Source organism: Bradyrhizobium sp. CCBAU 51765, from assembly GCF_015291725.1.
Classification (GTDB): Bacteria; Pseudomonadota; Alphaproteobacteria; order Rhizobiales; family Xanthobacteraceae; genus Bradyrhizobium; species Bradyrhizobium liaoningense.
Genome location: NZ_CP030038.1, coordinates 6,241,877 through 6,257,496, shown reverse-complemented (window position 1 = coordinate 6,257,496; position 15,620 = coordinate 6,241,877). Strand labels below are relative to the sequence as shown.

Here is a 15,620-nt window from a genome sequence, read left to right as displayed (position 1 = left end):
GTTCCTCCGAAAAGTCGCTGGGCGCGTTGTCGCTCTCAGCATTGGGCCAAAGACTTGTCATGACTTTTAGCGTGCCGGACTTTCGCCGCAAATGGTCTTGTCGCGGCTATATGTCCGCTCGGGCGGCAATTGTTACCGCTGCAATCGGTTTATCGCTCGGGCTCGCCGGGACGGCGGAGGCGCGCAGGCATGCATCCCCGCTGGACATCTTCGGGATCGCCGCACCCCGGCCGCGCCCCGCGGTTCATTCCGCCAAGATCCCGTTGCCGAGACCGCGCCCCGAGGAGGCGCCCAAGGCATCGGACGAGGCCCCGCCGGGCGCTGACGACAAGCCCCTCGCGGACAAGCCGAGCGCCGACAAGCCCGCCGAGGCTGCGCCGCCACCCCAGAAACAGGCCTCAGCCTGCCGCCTCGCGCTGACGGAGGACATTGCGATCGCGCCCTCGATCCCGGACATCCGCGGCCCCGGCGCCTGCGGCGGCGAGGATCTGGTGCGGCTGGAAGCGGTCGTGCTGCCGGACCAGCGCAAGGTGACGGTCAAGCCGGCGGCCATCCTTCGCTGCACCATGGCGTCCGCGATCGCCGATTGGCTGCGCAAGGACATGGTGCCGCTGGCCACCAGCCTCGGCTCGCCCATCAGCGACCTCGACAATTTCGATTCCTTCGAGTGCCGCGGTCGCAACCGCGTCGCCGGCGCGCTGCTGTCCGAGCACGGGAAGGCCAATGCCATCGACATCCGCGCCATCAAGCTTGCCAATGGGCAGTCGATCGGCCTCACGGACCGCGCCCTGTCGCGCGACGTTCGCGAGCGCGTGCTGCACTCGGTCTGCGCGCGCTTTTCCACCGTGCTCGGTCCTGGCTCGGACTGGTACCATGAGGACCATATCCATCTCGATCTGGCGCAGCGCCGCAACGACTACCGCATCTGCCAATGGAACGTCTGGGATCCTCTGCCGCAGGTCGCCCCGCTCCTGCCGGCGGAACGTCCCGAGGAGGCGCCGCCGCGCGAGGTCGCGGCAAAGCCTGAGGCGAAGGAAGGTGCTGACGACGAGCCGGCGGAGAAATCGTCTTCACCTGAAGAGAAATCGCCCCCTGCCAAGAAGCCTCCATCGTCCAAGCAGGCAACAAAAAAGCGCCGGTAAAACCGGCGCCTTTTGCTGTCCAGAGATCGTTGGCGATCAGTAGCTGGCCGCCTGGCCGGTTTGGCTGTTGCCGAGCGCCAATCGCGAATTGTACGGCGAGTCGCCGTGCTTGGGCTCGAGCACCACGACAAGGGTGCCAACCTTGACGCGATCATAGAGATCGATCGCGTCCTCGTTGGTCAGGCGGATGCAGCCTGACGAGATCGAGGCACCGATATATTCCGGCTGGTTGGTGCCGTGGATGCGGAACAGCGTGTCCTTGCCGCCCGAATAGAGGTACAGCGCGCGGGAGCCCATCGGATTGTCCGGGCCGGGGGCGACATAGGTCGGCACGCCCAGACGCGAAATTTCGCCGGGGGTGGGGTGCCAGGCCGGCCACTCGGTCTTGCTGCCCACCTTGGCGATGCCCGACCAGGCCATGGCCTCTTCGCCAACGGTGATGCCGTAGCGGATCGCCTTGCCGCCCTCGAGCACGTAATAGAGGTAATGGTTGTCGGAATCGACCACGATCGAGCCCGGCGATTCCTTGCGGTGGTATTCGACGATGGCGCGGCGGAACGGCTCTGCGACCGGGGTGTTCTCGTACTTGACCTTGGCGAGCAGTTCCTTGTCCTTCGGCTTGAAGGACTTGGTGTCGGTCGCCTCATAGTGAGTGGCCTGCATGCAGCCCGACAGCATCAGGCCGGCGGCAAAAATCCCCAACATAACTTTCAGCGACGACATGGTTTGGTTCCAATCAAAACAATACCGCACGGAAGGCTTGAGCTTGGCGCCCAAGTTCCTCGACTCCGTTAAGCCCATTATCGTCGAAATCCGCCGCAATTCCAGCTCTGAAGGGCTTATCCCGCGCTACGAGGGCCCAGCTGTGGCTTTTCTGCCGCAAATTTTGCGCTGTTGTGCAGGTTTTTCGGCAGGAGGCGCCGAACTGTCGATTTCATGCCACAGTTGAGCCCCGGATCGCCGCAAGTCCAAACGCTCCGTTAATGTTGTTGTCATCGTGAACCCGCCAGAATCGCGCTAAGTGCTGGCTGTCGCAGGATCTCTGGAGCTTTTCATGTTTTCGGTATTTGTTCCCTCCGAGTCCGCCCTGAAGAAGGCGGTCATCGAGGATCTTGCGGCCGTGCCGGAGAACGCCGTCTGGATCGACCTCGTCAATCCGAGCGCGGCCGAGGACAAGGCGGTGGAGCGGCTCGCGGGGATCGCCATCCCGACCCGGGAAGACATGCAGGAGATCGAGATCTCCAGCCGCCTCTATATGGAGAACGGCGCGCGCTACATGACAGCGACGCTGATGTGCCACTCCGATACCGACATGCCCCGGACCACGGCGGTGACGTTCATCCTCGGCGACCACCGCCTGGTGACGGTGCGGTATGACCAGCCGAAGCCGTTCGCGCTGGTCGAGGCCAAGCTCTCCCGCTCCTGCGCGCCTTCCGTCACGGGTGAGATGGTGCTGATGGAACTGCTGGATGCGGTGATCGACCGCTGCGCCGATATTCTGGAGCGTTGCGGCGCCGAGATCGATCAGGTCTCGCACGACATCTTCGAGCCCGAGAGCGAGCGCCATGGGCAGGCAAAGAGATATTCCCAGATCCTGATCTCGATCGGCCGCAAGGGTGATTTGACCTCGAAGGTTCGCGAGAGTCTGGTGTCGATCGGTCGCGTCGTGACGTTCCTGTCCGCGGTGGTCGAGGGCGTGAAATGGTCGAAGGACATGCGCGAGCAGCTCAAGACCATGCAGCGCGACGTCGCCTCGTTGACCGACCACGCCTCCTATCTCTCCAACAAGATCACCTTCGTGCTCGACGCCATGCTCGGCGTCGTCAATCTCGAGCAGAACAACATCATCAAGCTGTTCTCGGTGATGGCCGTCGTCCTGATGCCGCCGACGCTGATCGCCTCGGTCTACGGCATGAACTTCAAGGTGATGCCGGAACTCGAATGGGTACACGGCTATCCGATGGCGCTAGTGATGATGCTGGCCGCCGCGGTCGTCCCTTACTGGATCTTCAAATGGAAGAAGTGGCTGTAGGAGTCGTGCTCGAGCGAAGATACCTACCGAGACCTTACGCCGCTCGCGGAGACAAAGTAGAACGTGTCGCAGAATAGATCGGGATTGAGGCGGCGCCGTGATGTCCGCGCCATGCCGCAATTCCTCCGGTAAAATTTGAGCGGTGGGCTGAACGTTTACGCGAAACTTGTCTGCGATAAGCAGTGCGTAGCCGCGAGGAACAGCCATGGTTGAGAAACACATAACGACGCCCCGCAACGTCATCGATCTGGCGAACTATCGCCAGGTCCTGGCGAGCGGCAAGGCGCCGTCGATGTCGGCACGCATGTGCCGGCACTGTGGTGCTCCGCTGCTCGATGGTGAGAACGACGACGACTGCTCGACTGCATTCAGCACGGCCGCTCCGCGGTCGCGCGAGAGGTCACGTCGGATTCGACTCGATTGAGGAACGGAAGGTAAGGGCGATCCAGGCCTTGCGGCGGCGTTGTCTGGATCGCCTTGCTTCCGCCCGCGAGCTGCAACCAAACTCAGCTGTGCAATTGTGTTCGTTGTTCCCGGCGGTCCGCTGGACCGAGCCCGGAAGCTCGAGATTCCGGGCTCGACGCTTGCATCGTCCCGGCTGACCCTTGGCGTTACACGTGCTGGCCGCCGTTGATGTGGATTTCGGCGCCGTTGACGTAAGAGCTGGTGTCCGTGCACAGCACATAGATGATCTTGGCGACCTCGTCGGGCGTGCCGAGGCGGTGCAACGGGATCTGCTGCTCGACGATCTTCTCGGTGCCCGGCGACAGGATCGAGGTGTCGATCTCGCCCGGCGCGATCGCGTTGACGCGCACGCCGATGCGGCCGAAATCGGACGCCATCTCGCGCGTCAGCGAGGCGAGCGCGGCTTTCGAGGTGGCATAGGCCGCGCCTGCGAAGGGATGCACGCGCGAGCCCGCGATCGAGGTGACATTCACCACCGAGCCCTTGGCCGCCTTCAATTCCTCGATCAGTCCGCGCGCCATCATGATCGGCGCGAAGAAGTTGACGTGGAAGACGTGCGTCCAGGTGTCGAGATCGGTGTCGACCGAGCCGAGCCGAGAGCCGCCGGGCCCCTTCGGCGAGATCGCGGCGTTGTTGACGAGGGCGTGCAGCATGCCCCCCTCGAGCCGATCGCGGATTTCGGAAATCGCGCGGGTGGTATCCATGGGATTGCCGAGGTCGACCTGGATGTGGTCCTCAGGGCCGGCGTCCCACGGGCAGTCCTCCGGGAAGGGATGCCGCGAGCAGGTGATGACGCGCCAGCCCGCCGAGGAAAAACGGATGACGGTGGCGTGGCCGATGCCGCGGCTGGCTCCGGTCAGGAGCAGCGTGCGGCGCGGCGCATTGGACGAATGCGGCATGGACATCTTTCAGGCGGCCCAATCTTTACGGATACATCCGCGTCTTGGACCACGGTTGGCCGGCCGCGTCACGGCGAAATTCGATGCGGTCGTGCAGCCGGAACGGCCGGTCATGCCAGAACTCGATCCGCGAGGGGGTGATGCGCCAGCCGCTCCAGCCCGGCGGCCGCGGCACTTCGCCGATGACGTATCTGGCCGCGACCTTGGCGATGGCCTGTTCGAAGGCGAAGCGGCTCTCCAGCTCCTGCGACTGCTTGCTCGCCCAAGCGCCGATCTGGGCCTGCTTCGGTCGCGTCGCGAAATAGGCGTCGGCCTCCGCGTCGGTCACCGGCGTCACGTTGCCGCGGATGCGGACCTGACGGCGCAGCGATTTCCAGTGAAACAGTAACGCCGCCTTAGGATTTGCGGCGAGTTCGCGGCCCTTCTGGCTGGCGATGTGGCTGTAGAAGACGAAACCTTCGGTATCGAAGCCCTTCATCAGCACCATGCGGACGTCCGGCAGCCCGTCAGGGTCGACGGTTGCGAGCGCCATGGCATTCGGATCGTTCGGCTCGCTCTTGGTCGCCTCGTTCAGCCAGGTCTCGAACAGCGCAAATGGCTCGTCGGCGGCGGTGAAATCACCGGATGTTAAGGGTGTCTGGTGTTTCATCGAGGTCGTGTCGGTCATGTCTGGAGTCCGAGTTGCGTCCCGCGGCCCAAAATGCGTCCTTGTCCGCTACCGCCCTATATAGGGCATGGGATCGCGTTGGCCTATCGGCGATCCGGCCCTCCGGCCTCGTCGTGACGATGATTCTGGTCGGGCTCGGCGCCGGCGGCTGCAGCTTCTCCCGCAATGACACGAGTGCCTTCGCCAGGACTGACGACAGCGATCTCACCGGCTCGATCGCGCGGCCGGCGAGAGACGCGGCGCCCACCGAGACCGATCTCGCCTTCGCGCGCAATGCCGCCTCCGACGTGCTCAGCAAGGGCGACAAGGATTCCAGCCAGCACTGGGAGAATCCGGAGACCGGGGCGCGCGGCTCGGTGACGCCGATCGCCCAGTCCTATGCCGCCGAGGACGGACGCAGATGCCGCGACTTCCTGGCAAGCTACGTCAACGGCAGCACCGAAAGCTGGCTTCAGGGCGCCGGCTGCCAAAGGAGCCGTGGCCGTTGGGAGATTCATACGCTAAAGCCGTGGCGGAGCTAGGTTCACCACGCTCCTAGTTGCAAAAATGCCACTCTCTTCCCACATGATCCGCAGGTGGGGCGGGGAGCCCTTTGAACAATTCGATTTCTTGAAGGAGACGTGACGAATGCGCGACCCCTATGAGGTCTTGGGGGTGCCGCGGAGCGCCAGCGCTGCCGCGATCAAGAGCGCCTATCGCAAGCTGGCCAAGAAGCATCATCCGGACAGCAACAAGGGTGATCCGAAGGCCGCCGAGCGCTTCGCCGAGATCAACTCGGCCAACGAGATCCTCGGCGACGAGGACAAGCGCAAGCAGTTTGACCGCGGCGAGATTGATGCCGAGGGCAAGCCACGCTTCCAGGGTTTTCCTGGCGGCGGGGGGCCGCGCGGCCGCGCAGGTCCCGGCGGGTTCGAAAGCTATACGTTCCGGAGTGGCGGTGCGGGTGGCGGCCCGGGCGGCGGCGCGTTCGAGGATATCCTCAACAGCATGTTCGGCGGCGGGGTGCGTGGCGCCCGGCCTGGGGCCGGCGGCGGCGCCCAGTTCGAATTCGATACCGGCGGCATTGGGCTCGATCTTGATGTCAATGTCGCCATGTCCGTCTCGCTGGAAGAGTCGGCCAAGGGTGGCGAGAAGCGCGTCCGGCTGCCGACGGGCAAGGAGCTCAACGTCAAGATTCCGGCCGGCGTCACCGAGGGCCAGCAAATTCGGCTCCGGGGGCAGGGCGAGAGCGCGCAGGGCCATCCGCCCGGCGATCTTCTGATCACCATCAACATCGCGCCGCACCCGTTCTTCAAGGTCGAGGGCGCCGATCTCAGGATCGACCTGCCGGTGACGTTGTATGAGGCGGTGCTCGGCGGCAAGGTCCGCGTGCCCACCCTCGGCAATGCCGTGGAGCTTTCGATCCCGAAGAACACCTCCAGCGGCCGGACCTTCCGCCTCAAGGGCAAGGGCTTGCCGAAAGCGGGCGCAACCGGGGACCTCTTCGTGACCATCAGGATTATGCTACCGGACGGGAACGACGCCGAGCTCGAAGCATTGATGGAGAAGTGGCGGGACCACCATCCCTACAATCCACGTAGCGGGCTCGGCTAGGGCGCTATCCGGGGCCACCTCGACGATCAGAGCATTCTCTTCCCGAAAGGATGATGCTCAACTTGCGCCTGAAGCGCATCGCACGTCGATGCTGACTTCAAGACGTGTCGGCTGTCCGGCGGGCAGCCGAGAATAAGGTGCGGCCTCGAGAGGGGGACCAGCGCGGTACCAAAAGCCCCAATCGAGGCCGCCCGCGTCGATCGGCGGATCGAACGCTGCTCATTTTCGCGTGATCATCCGGTGCGATAATGAGACGCGCCGATGTCTTGATTCCAAATTTTCAATGTCGGAATCTGGGCACCGCGCTTATGCGGTTGCTCAGGTACCGTGTTTCTCCGCTTGGTCGTATACGGCCTGCGCCACCTTGGTCAGCCGCTCGCGATCGCCGCCGCCGCTGACGACGTAGCCGACGCCGCGCTCGGCCCAGAACAGCGCTCCGTCCTTGTCCGTTCTGGCGTAGCGCATCTGCGTCGCACCAGTCTCGGTCTTGGCGGTGTAAATCGTGTACCGCTCACCCGAGGCGCCCTCATACATCAGGAACGATGCGGGACCGCTCGGCCCGGGCAGAAGCCGGCCACCGACAAGCTTCAGCCCGCTCGCCTCCAGGTTCGGAGCGAACACCGTCCAGCCGCAGCGCCGGGTCAGCCAGGCCTGGAGATGGTCACGCTCGTTGCCGCCGACTTCGACGGGATGGCGGACCTCGACGACGTAGAGGCGGTGAGCATCGAGCGCGTCTGCCGTAAGGCTCTGGAACGTGGTGGGCGCGTTGGCGGCGCCATGTGCCACCCAGCCGGCCGTGCCGCCGGCGACGAAGGCCACCAACGCCGCCGCGGCGGCGCCATAGAGCCATTGCCGCGGGCGGCGTTCCAGCCGCTCCAGCTCCAGCCGTGCCGGCACCGGCTCCTGTGCGACGGAATCGTAGCGGGCGTGCAGCATCTCGGCCATGGTCCGCCAGGATTGGACCCGCTCGGCATCGTCAGGGTGGGCGGCGAGCCAGGCTTCGACGTCGGCGCGACGTTCCGCCGGCAGCTCGCCGTCGACATAGGCGTGCAGCTCGTCTTCGGTCACCGGGATATTGCGGTCGTTCATATCGGTCGTCTCTGGCTCTGCGGCCCAAAAAATCGTTCGTGGCTCAACTTCGCTCGCGTCCTCGACTGGCTGCGGGCGGACGATGTGCGATGCATCACGCTGTCCTCATTTCACCCGCCTGAGCGCCGGGCGCTCACCCTCCAGCGAGGCTTTAACGTGGGCCCGTGCGCGTGCCAGGCGCGACATCACGGTGCCGATCGGCACGCCTTGGATGTCGGCGACCTCGCGATAGCTCATGCCTTCCAGCATCACCAGGAGCAGCACCGAACGCTGTTCCTCGACGAGGGTGGCCAGCGCCTTCTCGATGTCACGTCCTTCGGCCTCGGTCCCGCTGGCATCCGGGTTGTTCTCCGTCAGCGGCATGAATTGCGGCCGCCTTGCCAGTGAGCGCCGCCGGTTCTTGTTGAGGTTGGTCAGGATCGTATAGAGCCAGCTCCTGACGTCGCCTCCGAGAAACAGGCGTTCCGAACGCAGCGCGCGCACCAATGTATCCTGCACCAGATCGTCGGCCGCATCCGCATCGCGCGTGAGCGCGCGGGCGTAGCGCCGCAACGCCGGGATCATGACTTCCACACTCTGACGAAACGCGTTCATTGCGGTCTTGAAGTCCCAGCGTTCGGCGCGAGCGCCTCAACGATCATAACACCCGAGTGGGACGGCTATTCCGGCACTCGAAACAGCGTTAACGCCGCGTATTAGGGCTGTACCGCAGGGGAGGGCTGGTGTACCTCCAGACCTCAACGAGAGTTCGACGGGACGTTCAAAATGGCGCAGAATTCAGGTCTGATGCAAGGCAAGCGCGGGGTGATCCTCGGCGTTGCCAACAACCGCTCGATCGCCTGGGGCATCGCCAAGGCATGCCACGCGGCCGGTGCCGAGCTCGCCTTCACCTATCAGGGCGATGCGCTCAAGAAGCGCGTCGAGCCGCTTGCTGCCGAGATCGGCGGTCTCGTGCTCGGCCATTGTGATGTCACGGATGCCGCGACCATCGACGCCGCCTTCGCGGTGCTGAAGGAGAAGTGGGGCAAGATCGACTTCCTGGTGCACGCGATTGCCTATGGCGAGCAGCTCGACGGCCGCTACGTCGACACGACGCAGGAGAATTTTTCGAAGTCGATGCTGATCTCCTGCTATTCGTTCACCGCGGTGGCGCAGCGCGCCGAGAAGCTGATGACGGATGGCGGCTCGCTCATCACGCTCTCCTATTACGGCGCCGAGAAGTGGATGCCGCATTACAACGTGATGGGCGTGGCCAAGGCGGCGCTGGAGGCCAGCGTGCGCTATCTCGCCGCCGATCTCGGCGAGAAGAACATTCGCGTCAACGCCATCTCGGCGGGACCGATCAAGACGCTCGCTGCATCCGGCATCGGCGACTTCCGCTATATCCTGAAGTGGAACGAATACAACGCGCCGATGCGGCGCAACGTCTCGACCGAAGACGTCGGCGGCAGCGCGCTGTACTTCCTCTCCGACCTCTCGCGCGGCGTCACCGGCGAGGTGCATCACGTCGATTCCGGCTATCATGTGCTCGGCATGAAGCGGCCGGATGCGCCGGACATCTCGCTGGGCGGGAAGGACTAGCCCTCAGCCGGAATGCCCGTGCCCACGATCTACTTCCTTCGCCATGGCGAGACCGAATGGAACGCGCTCGGGCGACTCCAGGGCACCAGGGACGTCCCGCTGAATGCGCGCGGCCGGGCCCAGGCCGTGCAGGCGGCCAGCATTCTGGCCGATCTGTTCGGGCGCGAGGGCAAGGACAGGGCGGCGCTGCCTTACGTGTCGAGCCCGCTCGGCCGTGCGCGGCAGACCATGGAACTCGCGCGCGAGAAGCTTGAATTGCCGGCTTCGGACTATTCGCTCGACGATCGCCTGCGTGAGATCGGCTACGGCGTCTGGGAGGGGCTGACGCTGGCCGAGAGCGAAGCTTCCGATCCGGACGTCTATGCGAGGCGCCTCGCCGACAAATGGACCGTCGCGCCTGCGGGCGGGGAGACCTACGCGGCCGTGCAGCTGCGCATGCTCGACTGGTACGAGTCGCTTCTCGTCGATACCGTTGCAGTGGCCCATGGCGGGACCTGCCGCGCCCTGATGGTGGCCCTGGGCATCGAGACCCCTGGCAGCGCTGCGGAGCTCTTTATCGAGCAGGGCGCGGTCTACGTGTTCCGCGACGGCCGGCTGGAGAAGTTCAGTTAAGCTCTTCACCGTCATTCCGGGGCGCCCGAAGGGCGAACCCGGAATCTCGAGATTCCGGGTTCGATGCTGCGCATCGCCCCGGAATGACGGGAACGGGGTTGAACGCCGTGTTCCCGGGCGCTACCACAAGTCAGCACTGACTTACGAGCCAGCGAGCAGCGATGTCCTTCAACACCTTCGGCCACATGTTCCGCGTCACCACCTTCGGCGAGAGCCACGGGGTGGCGATCGGCTGCGTGGTCGATGGCTGCCCGCCCATGATCCCGCTCACCGAGGCCGACATCCAGCGTGATCTCGATCGCCGGCGGCCGGGTCAGTCGCGCTTCACCACGCAGCGCCAGGAGCCGGATCAGGTGAAAATCCTGTCCGGCGTGATGGCGCATCCGGAGACCGGCGCGCAGGTGACGACGGGCACGCCGATCGGGCTCCTGATCGAGAACACCGACCAGCGCTCGAAAGACTATTCCGAGATCAAGGACAAGTTTCGTCCGGGCCATGCCGACTTCACTTATGAGGCCAAGTACGGCCTGCGCGACTATCGCGGCGGCGGCCGCTCCTCCGCACGCGAGACCGCGATGCGCGTTGCCGCCGGCGCGATCGCGCGAAAAGTCCTCCCCGATGTGAGGGTGCGGGGTGCGCTGGTGCAGATCGGCCCGCACAAGATCGATCGCGACAAGTGGGACTGGGACGAGATCGCCAAGAATCCGTTCTTCTGTCCCGACAAGGACAAGGCCGCATTCTTCGAGACCTATCTCGACGGCATCCGCAAGAGCGGCTCCTCGATCGGCGCGGTGGTCGAGGTCGTCGCCGACGGCGTGCCGGCAGGGCTCGGCGCGCCGATCTACGCCAAGCTCGATTCCGATCTCGCCGCCGCGATGATGTCGATCAACGCCGTCAAGGGCGTCGAGATCGGCGCCGGTTTTGGCGCGGCCGAGCTCACCGGCGAGGAGAACGCGGACGAGATGCGCACCGGCAATGACGGCACACGGTTTCTGTCCAACCATGCCGGCGGCGTGCTGGGCGGTATCTCCACCGGACAGCCGGTGGTGGTGCGCTTCGCGGTGAAGCCGACCTCGTCGATCCTGCAGCCGCGTCTCACCGTCGATCGGCAGGGGGCCGAGACCGAGATCTTCACCAAGGGCCGCCACGATCCCTGCGTCGGCATCCGTGCCGTCCCGGTCGGCGAGGCCATGATGGCTTGCGTGCTGGCGGATCACTTCCTGCGCGATCGCGGCCAGGTCGGGCGTTGAACTCGCGGTACTAGCCCACCGCGCAGCTTGACGACTCCGCAACTTCGTCTGCAAATGCGGCCATGAACAGCTCCGAGCTCCGGCGCATCTCCAACTGGCTCATCGACGGGACCTGGGCGGCTCAGGAGCCGGCCGTAGGGATTGCCGATTTCTGCGAACGTCTGGTCGCGGCCGGCCTGCCGTTGTGGCGGTTCGGCATCTTCATCCGCACGCTGCATCCCGAAGTCTTCGGCCGCAACTTCATCTGGCGGCAGGGCGAGGGAGTTGAAATCGGTACCGTCGATTTCGAGGTTCTGGAGACGCCCCAATTCGCCCGCAGCCCGCTCCGCATCGTGTTCGAGCAGGGGATCGAGGTCCGGGGGCGCGCAGGCGACCCCGACAGCAAGCGATTTCCGTTCCTCGAGGACATGCACGCTGAAGGAGCGACCGATTATATCGCGGTGCCGGTGCCATTTCTCGATGGCTCCGTTCACGCGACGAGCTGGATCACGCAGCAGCCCGGCGGCTTCAGCGACGACGACCTCGCGGCCATCCGAACCGTCATAGCGCCGCTTGCGCGCATCAGCGAGATCATCAGCCAGCGCCGCACCGCCGAGATGCTGCTCGACACCTATGTCGGCAACCGTGCCGGTGCGCGCGTCCTCGGCGGCCAGATCCGCCGCGGTCATCACGACACCATGCAGGCGGCGATCTGGCTGTCGGACCTGCGCGGCTTCACCGCGCTGTCGGACCGGCTGCCGCCCGAGACGGTTGTCCAGATCCTCAATCATTATTTCGACTGCCAGGTCACGGCGATACGCGACCATGGCGGCGAGGTGCTGAAGTTCATGGGCGACGGCCTGCTCGCGGTGTTCCCGATCGACGAATATGTCGGCGATGCCGCCCATGTCTGCGCGCGTGTGCTGGAGGCTACGCGCGAATCCCGCGCCAGCGTCGAGGCGCTCGCCTTTCCGATCGGCGACGTCGTCGAACGCTTTCGCTTCGGCGTCGCGCTGCATGTCGGAAACATCCTCTACGGCAATATCGGCGGCGGCAACAGGCTCGACTTCACCTGCATCGGCCCGGCCGTCAACCTCGCCGCGCGGCTGGAGAAGATCACGGGTCGCCTGGGGCGCACCGTCGTCGCCTCGGAAGGTTTTGCCAATGTCTGCCAATACGATTGGCAGAAGCTCGGTGAATTCCCAATTGCGGGATTTTCCAAGGCACAACGCGTGTACGGGCTCGCCGAAGAAGCGCCGGCCGTGATCGCCTAGCGGAAGGCGCGGTCAGCGGCGCTAGCTGCCGCGAAGATATGACTGCTTCAGGCCCAGAGTTATGATCCTCAGAGTGATCCATAGCCTCAGCATCGCGAAGCTGAAGATGAACACGAAGTAGACCAGGTTCTTGGTGAACTGTGTCGCCGACGAGGTCTGCCAGAAATTCCAGATCGCACTGCGCACCGCTTCCTGCCCATAGGCGAGGGCGACGTTGATGACACCGAGCACGATCACGCTGACGCCGAGCCACACGCCGCGCCGCGCGAACTCACCGATGGCGGCGAACAATGCGATCTTGCCGTCATTGCGCTCGGCACGGACGATCATGAGGAGCACCAGCGTCGCGATCAACGCGCTCCAGAATCGCCCGAGATGCGTGAACTGGTCAAAAGCAACGCCATCGAGGCCGGCCATCAGGTGAGGCGCATACGCGACGTGGCCCGCGACCGCGGTGCCGAGCGCGGCCGCGATCATCACTGAGGCGATCCGCCACAGAACCGAGAAGGACAGCTTCAACTGTTCGCCGAGCGTCAACTCACCGAGAGAGGATTGGCCTCCGGCCGCCTTGATCGATTGATGTGCCGTGGCAAAGAAGGCCAGCAGCACCGAAATGTCGGCAACCACAATTGCCGGCAAGGCCACGGGGCCGCCGCCAAACGCGATCACCCGCATGGCGGCCGCAAGGATCAGCCAGGGCAGGGCGTGCAGGAGCCTGAACGGACCGAACGAGGTTTCGGGGCGGGCCGGCTTGAGCTCGAGCTGTTTGCGCAATGCGACTGTCATCACATGGTGGTGACACAGGAGATTGAACCTGCGGTAGCGCGGATCACTAAAATTGCCGGCGAAGCCGGCAGGCGGCGCCTATTCCTCCGGCTCGGTCGTGAACAGCAGCGGATAGCCCTTGGCGCGGCCGGCGTCGGTGGCGCGTGTCGCCTTGGTCTCGGCAACATCCTTGGTGAACACCGCGACGACGCAGGAACCCAGCTTGTGGGCGGTAATCATCACCTTGTAGGCCTGATCCTCCGTCATGCGGAATTCGGCCTTCAGCACCATGGTGACGAATTCGCGCGGCGTGTAGTCGTCGTTGATCAGGATGACCTTGTGCAGCTTCGGCCGCTCGACCTTGGTCTTGGTTCTGGTTTTCGGTTTGGTGACGGTGTCGTTCATCGTTTCCTGAAACCCGGCCCTGATGAGCTCCAGCCTTTTGATCATATTGCAGGCGCCCGGGCTTCTCCAAGGTGGTCGGTGCGCCGCCATCATGTCATTGCGGACGGGCAGGGATGCGCCGGCCGCGCTGCACCCCTACGGAAGAGCGCGAACAAACTGCATTGCGGCGATCAGCGCCCCCACCGACAGCACCACCGATGCAATCATGTAGACGGCCGAGGCGACGGTCTGACCGCGCTCGATCAGATACCAGGCATCCAGCGAGAACGTCGAGAACGTCGTGTATCCGCCACAAATCCCCACCGTCAAGAATATCCGGGCGGTCTGTGGCAGGTTCCATCTCGTCGCGAACAGCGCGGCGAAGATGCCGATCAGGAATGATCCCGTCACGTTGATGATCAGGGTGCCCCAAGGAAAGTCGGTGCCGAAAGCGCGGCCCGAACCGATTGCAACGAGGTAGCGCACGACCGCGCCGAGCGCTCCGCCGGCGGCTACAGCGAGAATGTATTGGATGTTCAACTTCTCGTTCCCTGGTTTGTGACCTGCATTATCCGTCCTTTGCCGCCAGCCCGTTGCCGACCGTGAGCAGCCCGACGAGCGAGACCAGCGCGAAGCCGAGCCCTGCGAGGAACGTGCCTTGGGGACCATATGCGTCCCAAAACGCGCCGGCGATCACGCTTGCGGCCAGCAGGGCAAGCCCGGTGAAAAGGTTGAAATAGCCGAACGCGGTGCCGCGCAGGCTCGGTGGCGCAGCGTCGGCGACGAGGGCCGAGAGCAGCCCTTGCGTCAATCCCATATGCAGCCCCCACAGCACGACCCCGAGCGCAAGGCCGGCCAGATTCGGCAGCAGCGCCAGCGCGAGGTCGGCGCCGGCGAGGAAGACCAGACCGAGTGCGAGCAGGCCGGTCCTGCCGATCCGGTCCGACAGCACGCCGGCCGGATAGGCCGACAGGGCATAGACGATGTTCATCAGCACCAGCACCGCCGGCACCCACATCGCGTTGAGTCCGATGTTCTGTGCGCGCAGAATCAGGAAGGCCTCACTGAAGCGCGCGAGCGTGAAGACGATTCCGATCGCGACGACGCGCCAGTACACCGCTCCGAGCTGCCGCATTGCGGCGAGATTGAGCGGGTTCTTCGCGGGCCCCCGGCTCGGGTCGGGGGCCGGCTCGTTCACAGCGAAGGCGATCAGTCCAAACGACAGGAACGCCGGCAGCACTGCCACCCAGAACACGATCGTAAAATTGTCGACCGTCCACCACATCAGGCCGATCGCTGCGAGCGGCCCGACGAAGGCCCCGATCGTGTCGAGCGATTGCCGCAGCCCGAAACTCGCGCCGCGCAGGCCGACCGGGGCGATATCGGCGATCAGCGCATCGCGCGGTGCGCCGCGAATGCCCTTTCCGACGCGGTCGATGAAGCGCGCCGCCACCAGCCATTCGACGCTGGGCGCGAGCGGGAACAGCGGCTTGGTGAAGGCGGCCAGCCCGTAGCCGAGCGCGGCGAGCAGCTTGCGGCGGCCGAGCCAGTCCGACAGCGCGCCGGAGAAGATCTTCGTGATCGAGGCGGTGGCCTCCGCAACGCCCTCGATGAACCCGACGGTGAGCGTGGAGGCGCCGAGCACGGTGACGAGATAGATCGGCAGCAACGCATGGATCATCTCGGAGGAGATGTCCATCAGCATCGAGACGAAGCCGAGCACCCAGATTCCTCTGGGCAGCATCGTGCGCGCAGCATTCGGTGTCGGCATCGTCACGTCGTCGTCTTCTCCTGGCCTTCTCCGGCTGGCCTTCGTTACAAGGCAACAAAAAACCCGCCATCGGCGGGTATGTCCATGCTCCCGCCAAAGGCAGAGGCCTTGAGATTG

General features: G+C 64.6%; 18 protein-coding genes. 9 read left to right on the top strand and 9 right to left on the bottom strand.

Annotated features, from left to right (window positions below; all coding sequences use genetic code 11):
- Nucleotides 1–59 precede the first annotated feature (59 nt).
- A complete protein-coding gene (locus XH96_RS29565) occupies nucleotides 60–1,142 on the top strand; it encodes an extensin family protein (protein WP_194389092.1) in 1,083 nt (360 codons plus the stop codon).
- A 36-nt stretch (nucleotides 1,143–1,178) separates the two neighbouring features.
- On the opposite strand, the gene XH96_RS29560 is transcribed toward XH96_RS29565, so the two are convergent.
- Nucleotides 1,179–1,865, bottom strand: a complete 687-nt coding sequence (locus tag XH96_RS29560; RefSeq protein ID WP_061878403.1) for a L,D-transpeptidase — start codon at nucleotides 1,863–1,865, stop codon at nucleotides 1,179–1,181.
- A gap of 331 nt (nucleotides 1,866–2,196) precedes the next feature.
- On the opposite strand from XH96_RS29560, the gene XH96_RS29555 reads away from it, so the two are divergent.
- Nucleotides 2,197–3,174 carry a magnesium transporter CorA family protein gene (locus XH96_RS29555; RefSeq protein ID WP_194389091.1) on the top strand — a complete coding sequence of 326 codons (978 nt, stop codon included), beginning with the start codon at nucleotides 2,197–2,199 and terminating at the stop codon, nucleotides 3,172–3,174.
- A 205-nt stretch (nucleotides 3,175–3,379) separates the two neighbouring features.
- Nucleotides 3,380–3,598: a hypothetical protein gene (locus XH96_RS29550; RefSeq protein ID WP_131866471.1), complete on the top strand. Its 219-nt coding sequence runs from the start codon at nucleotides 3,380–3,382 to the stop codon at nucleotides 3,596–3,598.
- Nucleotides 3,599–3,785: 187 nt separating this feature from the next.
- On the opposite strand, the gene XH96_RS29545 is transcribed toward XH96_RS29550, so the two are convergent.
- Both XH96_RS29545 and pdxH read right to left on the bottom strand, forming a co-directional pair.
- Nucleotides 3,786–4,538: an SDR family NAD(P)-dependent oxidoreductase gene (locus XH96_RS29545; RefSeq protein WP_194389090.1), complete on the bottom strand. Its 753-nt coding sequence runs from the start codon at nucleotides 4,536–4,538 to the stop codon at nucleotides 3,786–3,788.
- A gap of 25 nt (nucleotides 4,539–4,563) precedes the next feature.
- On the bottom strand, nucleotides 4,564–5,205 hold the full coding sequence (gene pdxH / locus XH96_RS29540) for a pyridoxamine 5'-phosphate oxidase (RefSeq protein WP_194389089.1): 642 nt from the start codon (nucleotides 5,203–5,205) through the stop codon (nucleotides 4,564–4,566).
- 119 nt (nucleotides 5,206–5,324) lie between these two features.
- On the opposite strand from pdxH, the gene XH96_RS29535 reads away from it, so the two are divergent.
- Nucleotides 5,325–5,726: an RT0821/Lpp0805 family surface protein gene (locus XH96_RS29535; RefSeq protein WP_246790198.1), complete on the top strand. Its 402-nt coding sequence runs from the start codon at nucleotides 5,325–5,327 to the stop codon at nucleotides 5,724–5,726.
- 106 nt (nucleotides 5,727–5,832) lie between these two features.
- Complete coding sequence (locus XH96_RS29530) at nucleotides 5,833–6,798, top strand: DnaJ C-terminal domain-containing protein (protein ID WP_194389087.1); 966 nt, start codon at nucleotides 5,833–5,835, stop codon at nucleotides 6,796–6,798.
- A gap of 318 nt (nucleotides 6,799–7,116) precedes the next feature.
- Here XH96_RS29530 and XH96_RS29525 read toward each other — a convergent pair whose 3' ends face one another.
- Both XH96_RS29525 and XH96_RS29520 read right to left on the bottom strand, forming a co-directional pair.
- A complete protein-coding gene (locus XH96_RS29525; protein ID WP_194389086.1) occupies nucleotides 7,117–7,887 on the bottom strand; it encodes an anti-sigma factor in 771 nt (256 codons plus the stop codon).
- Between the two features lie 105 nt (nucleotides 7,888–7,992).
- Entirely contained in the window at nucleotides 7,993–8,481 is a 489-nt protein-coding gene (locus XH96_RS29520) for a sigma-70 family RNA polymerase sigma factor (RefSeq protein WP_028180365.1), read from the bottom strand.
- Between the two features lie 171 nt (nucleotides 8,482–8,652).
- On the opposite strand from XH96_RS29520, the gene fabI reads away from it, so the two are divergent.
- The 4 genes from fabI to XH96_RS29500 all read left to right on the top strand — a co-directional run bounded on the left by fabI (nucleotide 8,653) and on the right by XH96_RS29500 (nucleotide 12,583).
- The gene (gene fabI, locus XH96_RS29515; protein ID WP_028180364.1) at nucleotides 8,653–9,468 is read left to right on the top strand and encodes an enoyl-ACP reductase FabI; all 816 of its coding nucleotides are present in this window, start codon (nucleotides 8,653–8,655) and stop codon (nucleotides 9,466–9,468) included.
- Nucleotides 9,469–9,480: 12 nt separating this feature from the next.
- Nucleotides 9,481–10,080: a histidine phosphatase family protein gene (locus XH96_RS29510; protein ID WP_194389085.1), complete on the top strand. Its 600-nt coding sequence runs from the start codon at nucleotides 9,481–9,483 to the stop codon at nucleotides 10,078–10,080.
- A 161-nt stretch (nucleotides 10,081–10,241) separates the two neighbouring features.
- Entirely contained in the window at nucleotides 10,242–11,330 is a 1,089-nt protein-coding gene (aroC, locus tag XH96_RS29505; RefSeq protein ID WP_194389084.1) for a chorismate synthase, read from the top strand.
- Nucleotides 11,331–11,392: 62 nt separating this feature from the next.
- Nucleotides 11,393–12,583 carry an adenylate/guanylate cyclase domain-containing protein gene (locus XH96_RS29500; protein WP_194389083.1) on the top strand — a complete coding sequence of 397 codons (1,191 nt, stop codon included), beginning with the start codon at nucleotides 11,393–11,395 and terminating at the stop codon, nucleotides 12,581–12,583.
- Between the two features lie 21 nt (nucleotides 12,584–12,604).
- Here XH96_RS29500 and XH96_RS29495 read toward each other — a convergent pair whose 3' ends face one another.
- The 4 genes from XH96_RS29495 to XH96_RS29480 all read right to left on the bottom strand — a co-directional run bounded on the left by XH96_RS29495 (nucleotide 12,605) and on the right by XH96_RS29480 (nucleotide 15,503).
- Nucleotides 12,605–13,369: a hypothetical protein gene (locus XH96_RS29495; RefSeq protein WP_194389082.1), complete on the bottom strand. Its 765-nt coding sequence runs from the start codon at nucleotides 13,367–13,369 to the stop codon at nucleotides 12,605–12,607.
- 78 nt (nucleotides 13,370–13,447) lie between these two features.
- The gene (clpS, locus tag XH96_RS29490; RefSeq protein WP_194389081.1) at nucleotides 13,448–13,753 is read right to left on the bottom strand and encodes an ATP-dependent Clp protease adapter ClpS; all 306 of its coding nucleotides are present in this window, start codon (nucleotides 13,751–13,753) and stop codon (nucleotides 13,448–13,450) included.
- Nucleotides 13,754–13,888: 135 nt separating this feature from the next.
- The gene (crcB, locus tag XH96_RS29485) at nucleotides 13,889–14,272 is read right to left on the bottom strand and encodes a fluoride efflux transporter CrcB (protein ID WP_028180358.1); all 384 of its coding nucleotides are present in this window, start codon (nucleotides 14,270–14,272) and stop codon (nucleotides 13,889–13,891) included.
- Nucleotides 14,273–14,300: 28 nt separating this feature from the next.
- Entirely contained in the window at nucleotides 14,301–15,503 is a 1,203-nt protein-coding gene (locus XH96_RS29480) for an MFS transporter (protein WP_194394316.1), read from the bottom strand.
- Nucleotides 15,504–15,620: the final 117 nt, after the last annotated feature.

Bases quoted from the DNA above. Each gene is read 5' to 3' on its own strand.
- XH96_RS29565 (WP_194389092.1), top strand. From the start codon at position 60: ATGACTTTTAGCGTGCCGGACTTTCGCCGCAAATGGTCTTGTCGCGGC.
- XH96_RS29560 (WP_061878403.1), bottom strand. From the start codon at position 1,865: ATGTCGTCGCTGAAAGTTATGTTGGGGATTTTTGCCGCCGGCCTGATG.
- XH96_RS29555 (WP_194389091.1), top strand. From the start codon at position 2,197: ATGTTTTCGGTATTTGTTCCCTCCGAGTCCGCCCTGAAGAAGGCGGTC.
- XH96_RS29550 (WP_131866471.1), top strand. From the start codon at position 3,380: ATGGTTGAGAAACACATAACGACGCCCCGCAACGTCATCGATCTGGCG.
- XH96_RS29545 (WP_194389090.1), bottom strand. From the start codon at position 4,538: ATGCCGCATTCGTCCAATGCGCCGCGCCGCACGCTGCTCCTGACCGGA.
- pdxH (WP_194389089.1), bottom strand. From the start codon at position 5,205: ATGACCGACACGACCTCGATGAAACACCAGACACCCTTAACATCCGGT.
- XH96_RS29535 (WP_246790198.1), top strand. From the start codon at position 5,325: ATGATTCTGGTCGGGCTCGGCGCCGGCGGCTGCAGCTTCTCCCGCAAT.
- XH96_RS29530 (WP_194389087.1), top strand. From the start codon at position 5,833: ATGCGCGACCCCTATGAGGTCTTGGGGGTGCCGCGGAGCGCCAGCGCT.
- XH96_RS29525 (WP_194389086.1), bottom strand. From the start codon at position 7,887: ATGAACGACCGCAATATCCCGGTGACCGAAGACGAGCTGCACGCCTAT.
- XH96_RS29520 (WP_028180365.1), bottom strand. From the start codon at position 8,481: ATGAACGCGTTTCGTCAGAGTGTGGAAGTCATGATCCCGGCGTTGCGG.
- fabI (WP_028180364.1), top strand. From the start codon at position 8,653: ATGGCGCAGAATTCAGGTCTGATGCAAGGCAAGCGCGGGGTGATCCTC.
- XH96_RS29510 (WP_194389085.1), top strand. From the start codon at position 9,481: ATGCCCGTGCCCACGATCTACTTCCTTCGCCATGGCGAGACCGAATGG.
- aroC (WP_194389084.1), top strand. From the start codon at position 10,242: ATGTCCTTCAACACCTTCGGCCACATGTTCCGCGTCACCACCTTCGGC.
- XH96_RS29500 (WP_194389083.1), top strand. From the start codon at position 11,393: ATGAACAGCTCCGAGCTCCGGCGCATCTCCAACTGGCTCATCGACGGG.
- XH96_RS29495 (WP_194389082.1), bottom strand. From the start codon at position 13,369: ATGACAGTCGCATTGCGCAAACAGCTCGAGCTCAAGCCGGCCCGCCCC.
- clpS (WP_194389081.1), bottom strand. From the start codon at position 13,753: ATGAACGACACCGTCACCAAACCGAAAACCAGAACCAAGACCAAGGTC.
- XH96_RS29480 (WP_194394316.1), bottom strand. From the start codon at position 15,503: ATGCCGACACCGAATGCTGCGCGCACGATGCTGCCCAGAGGAATCTGG.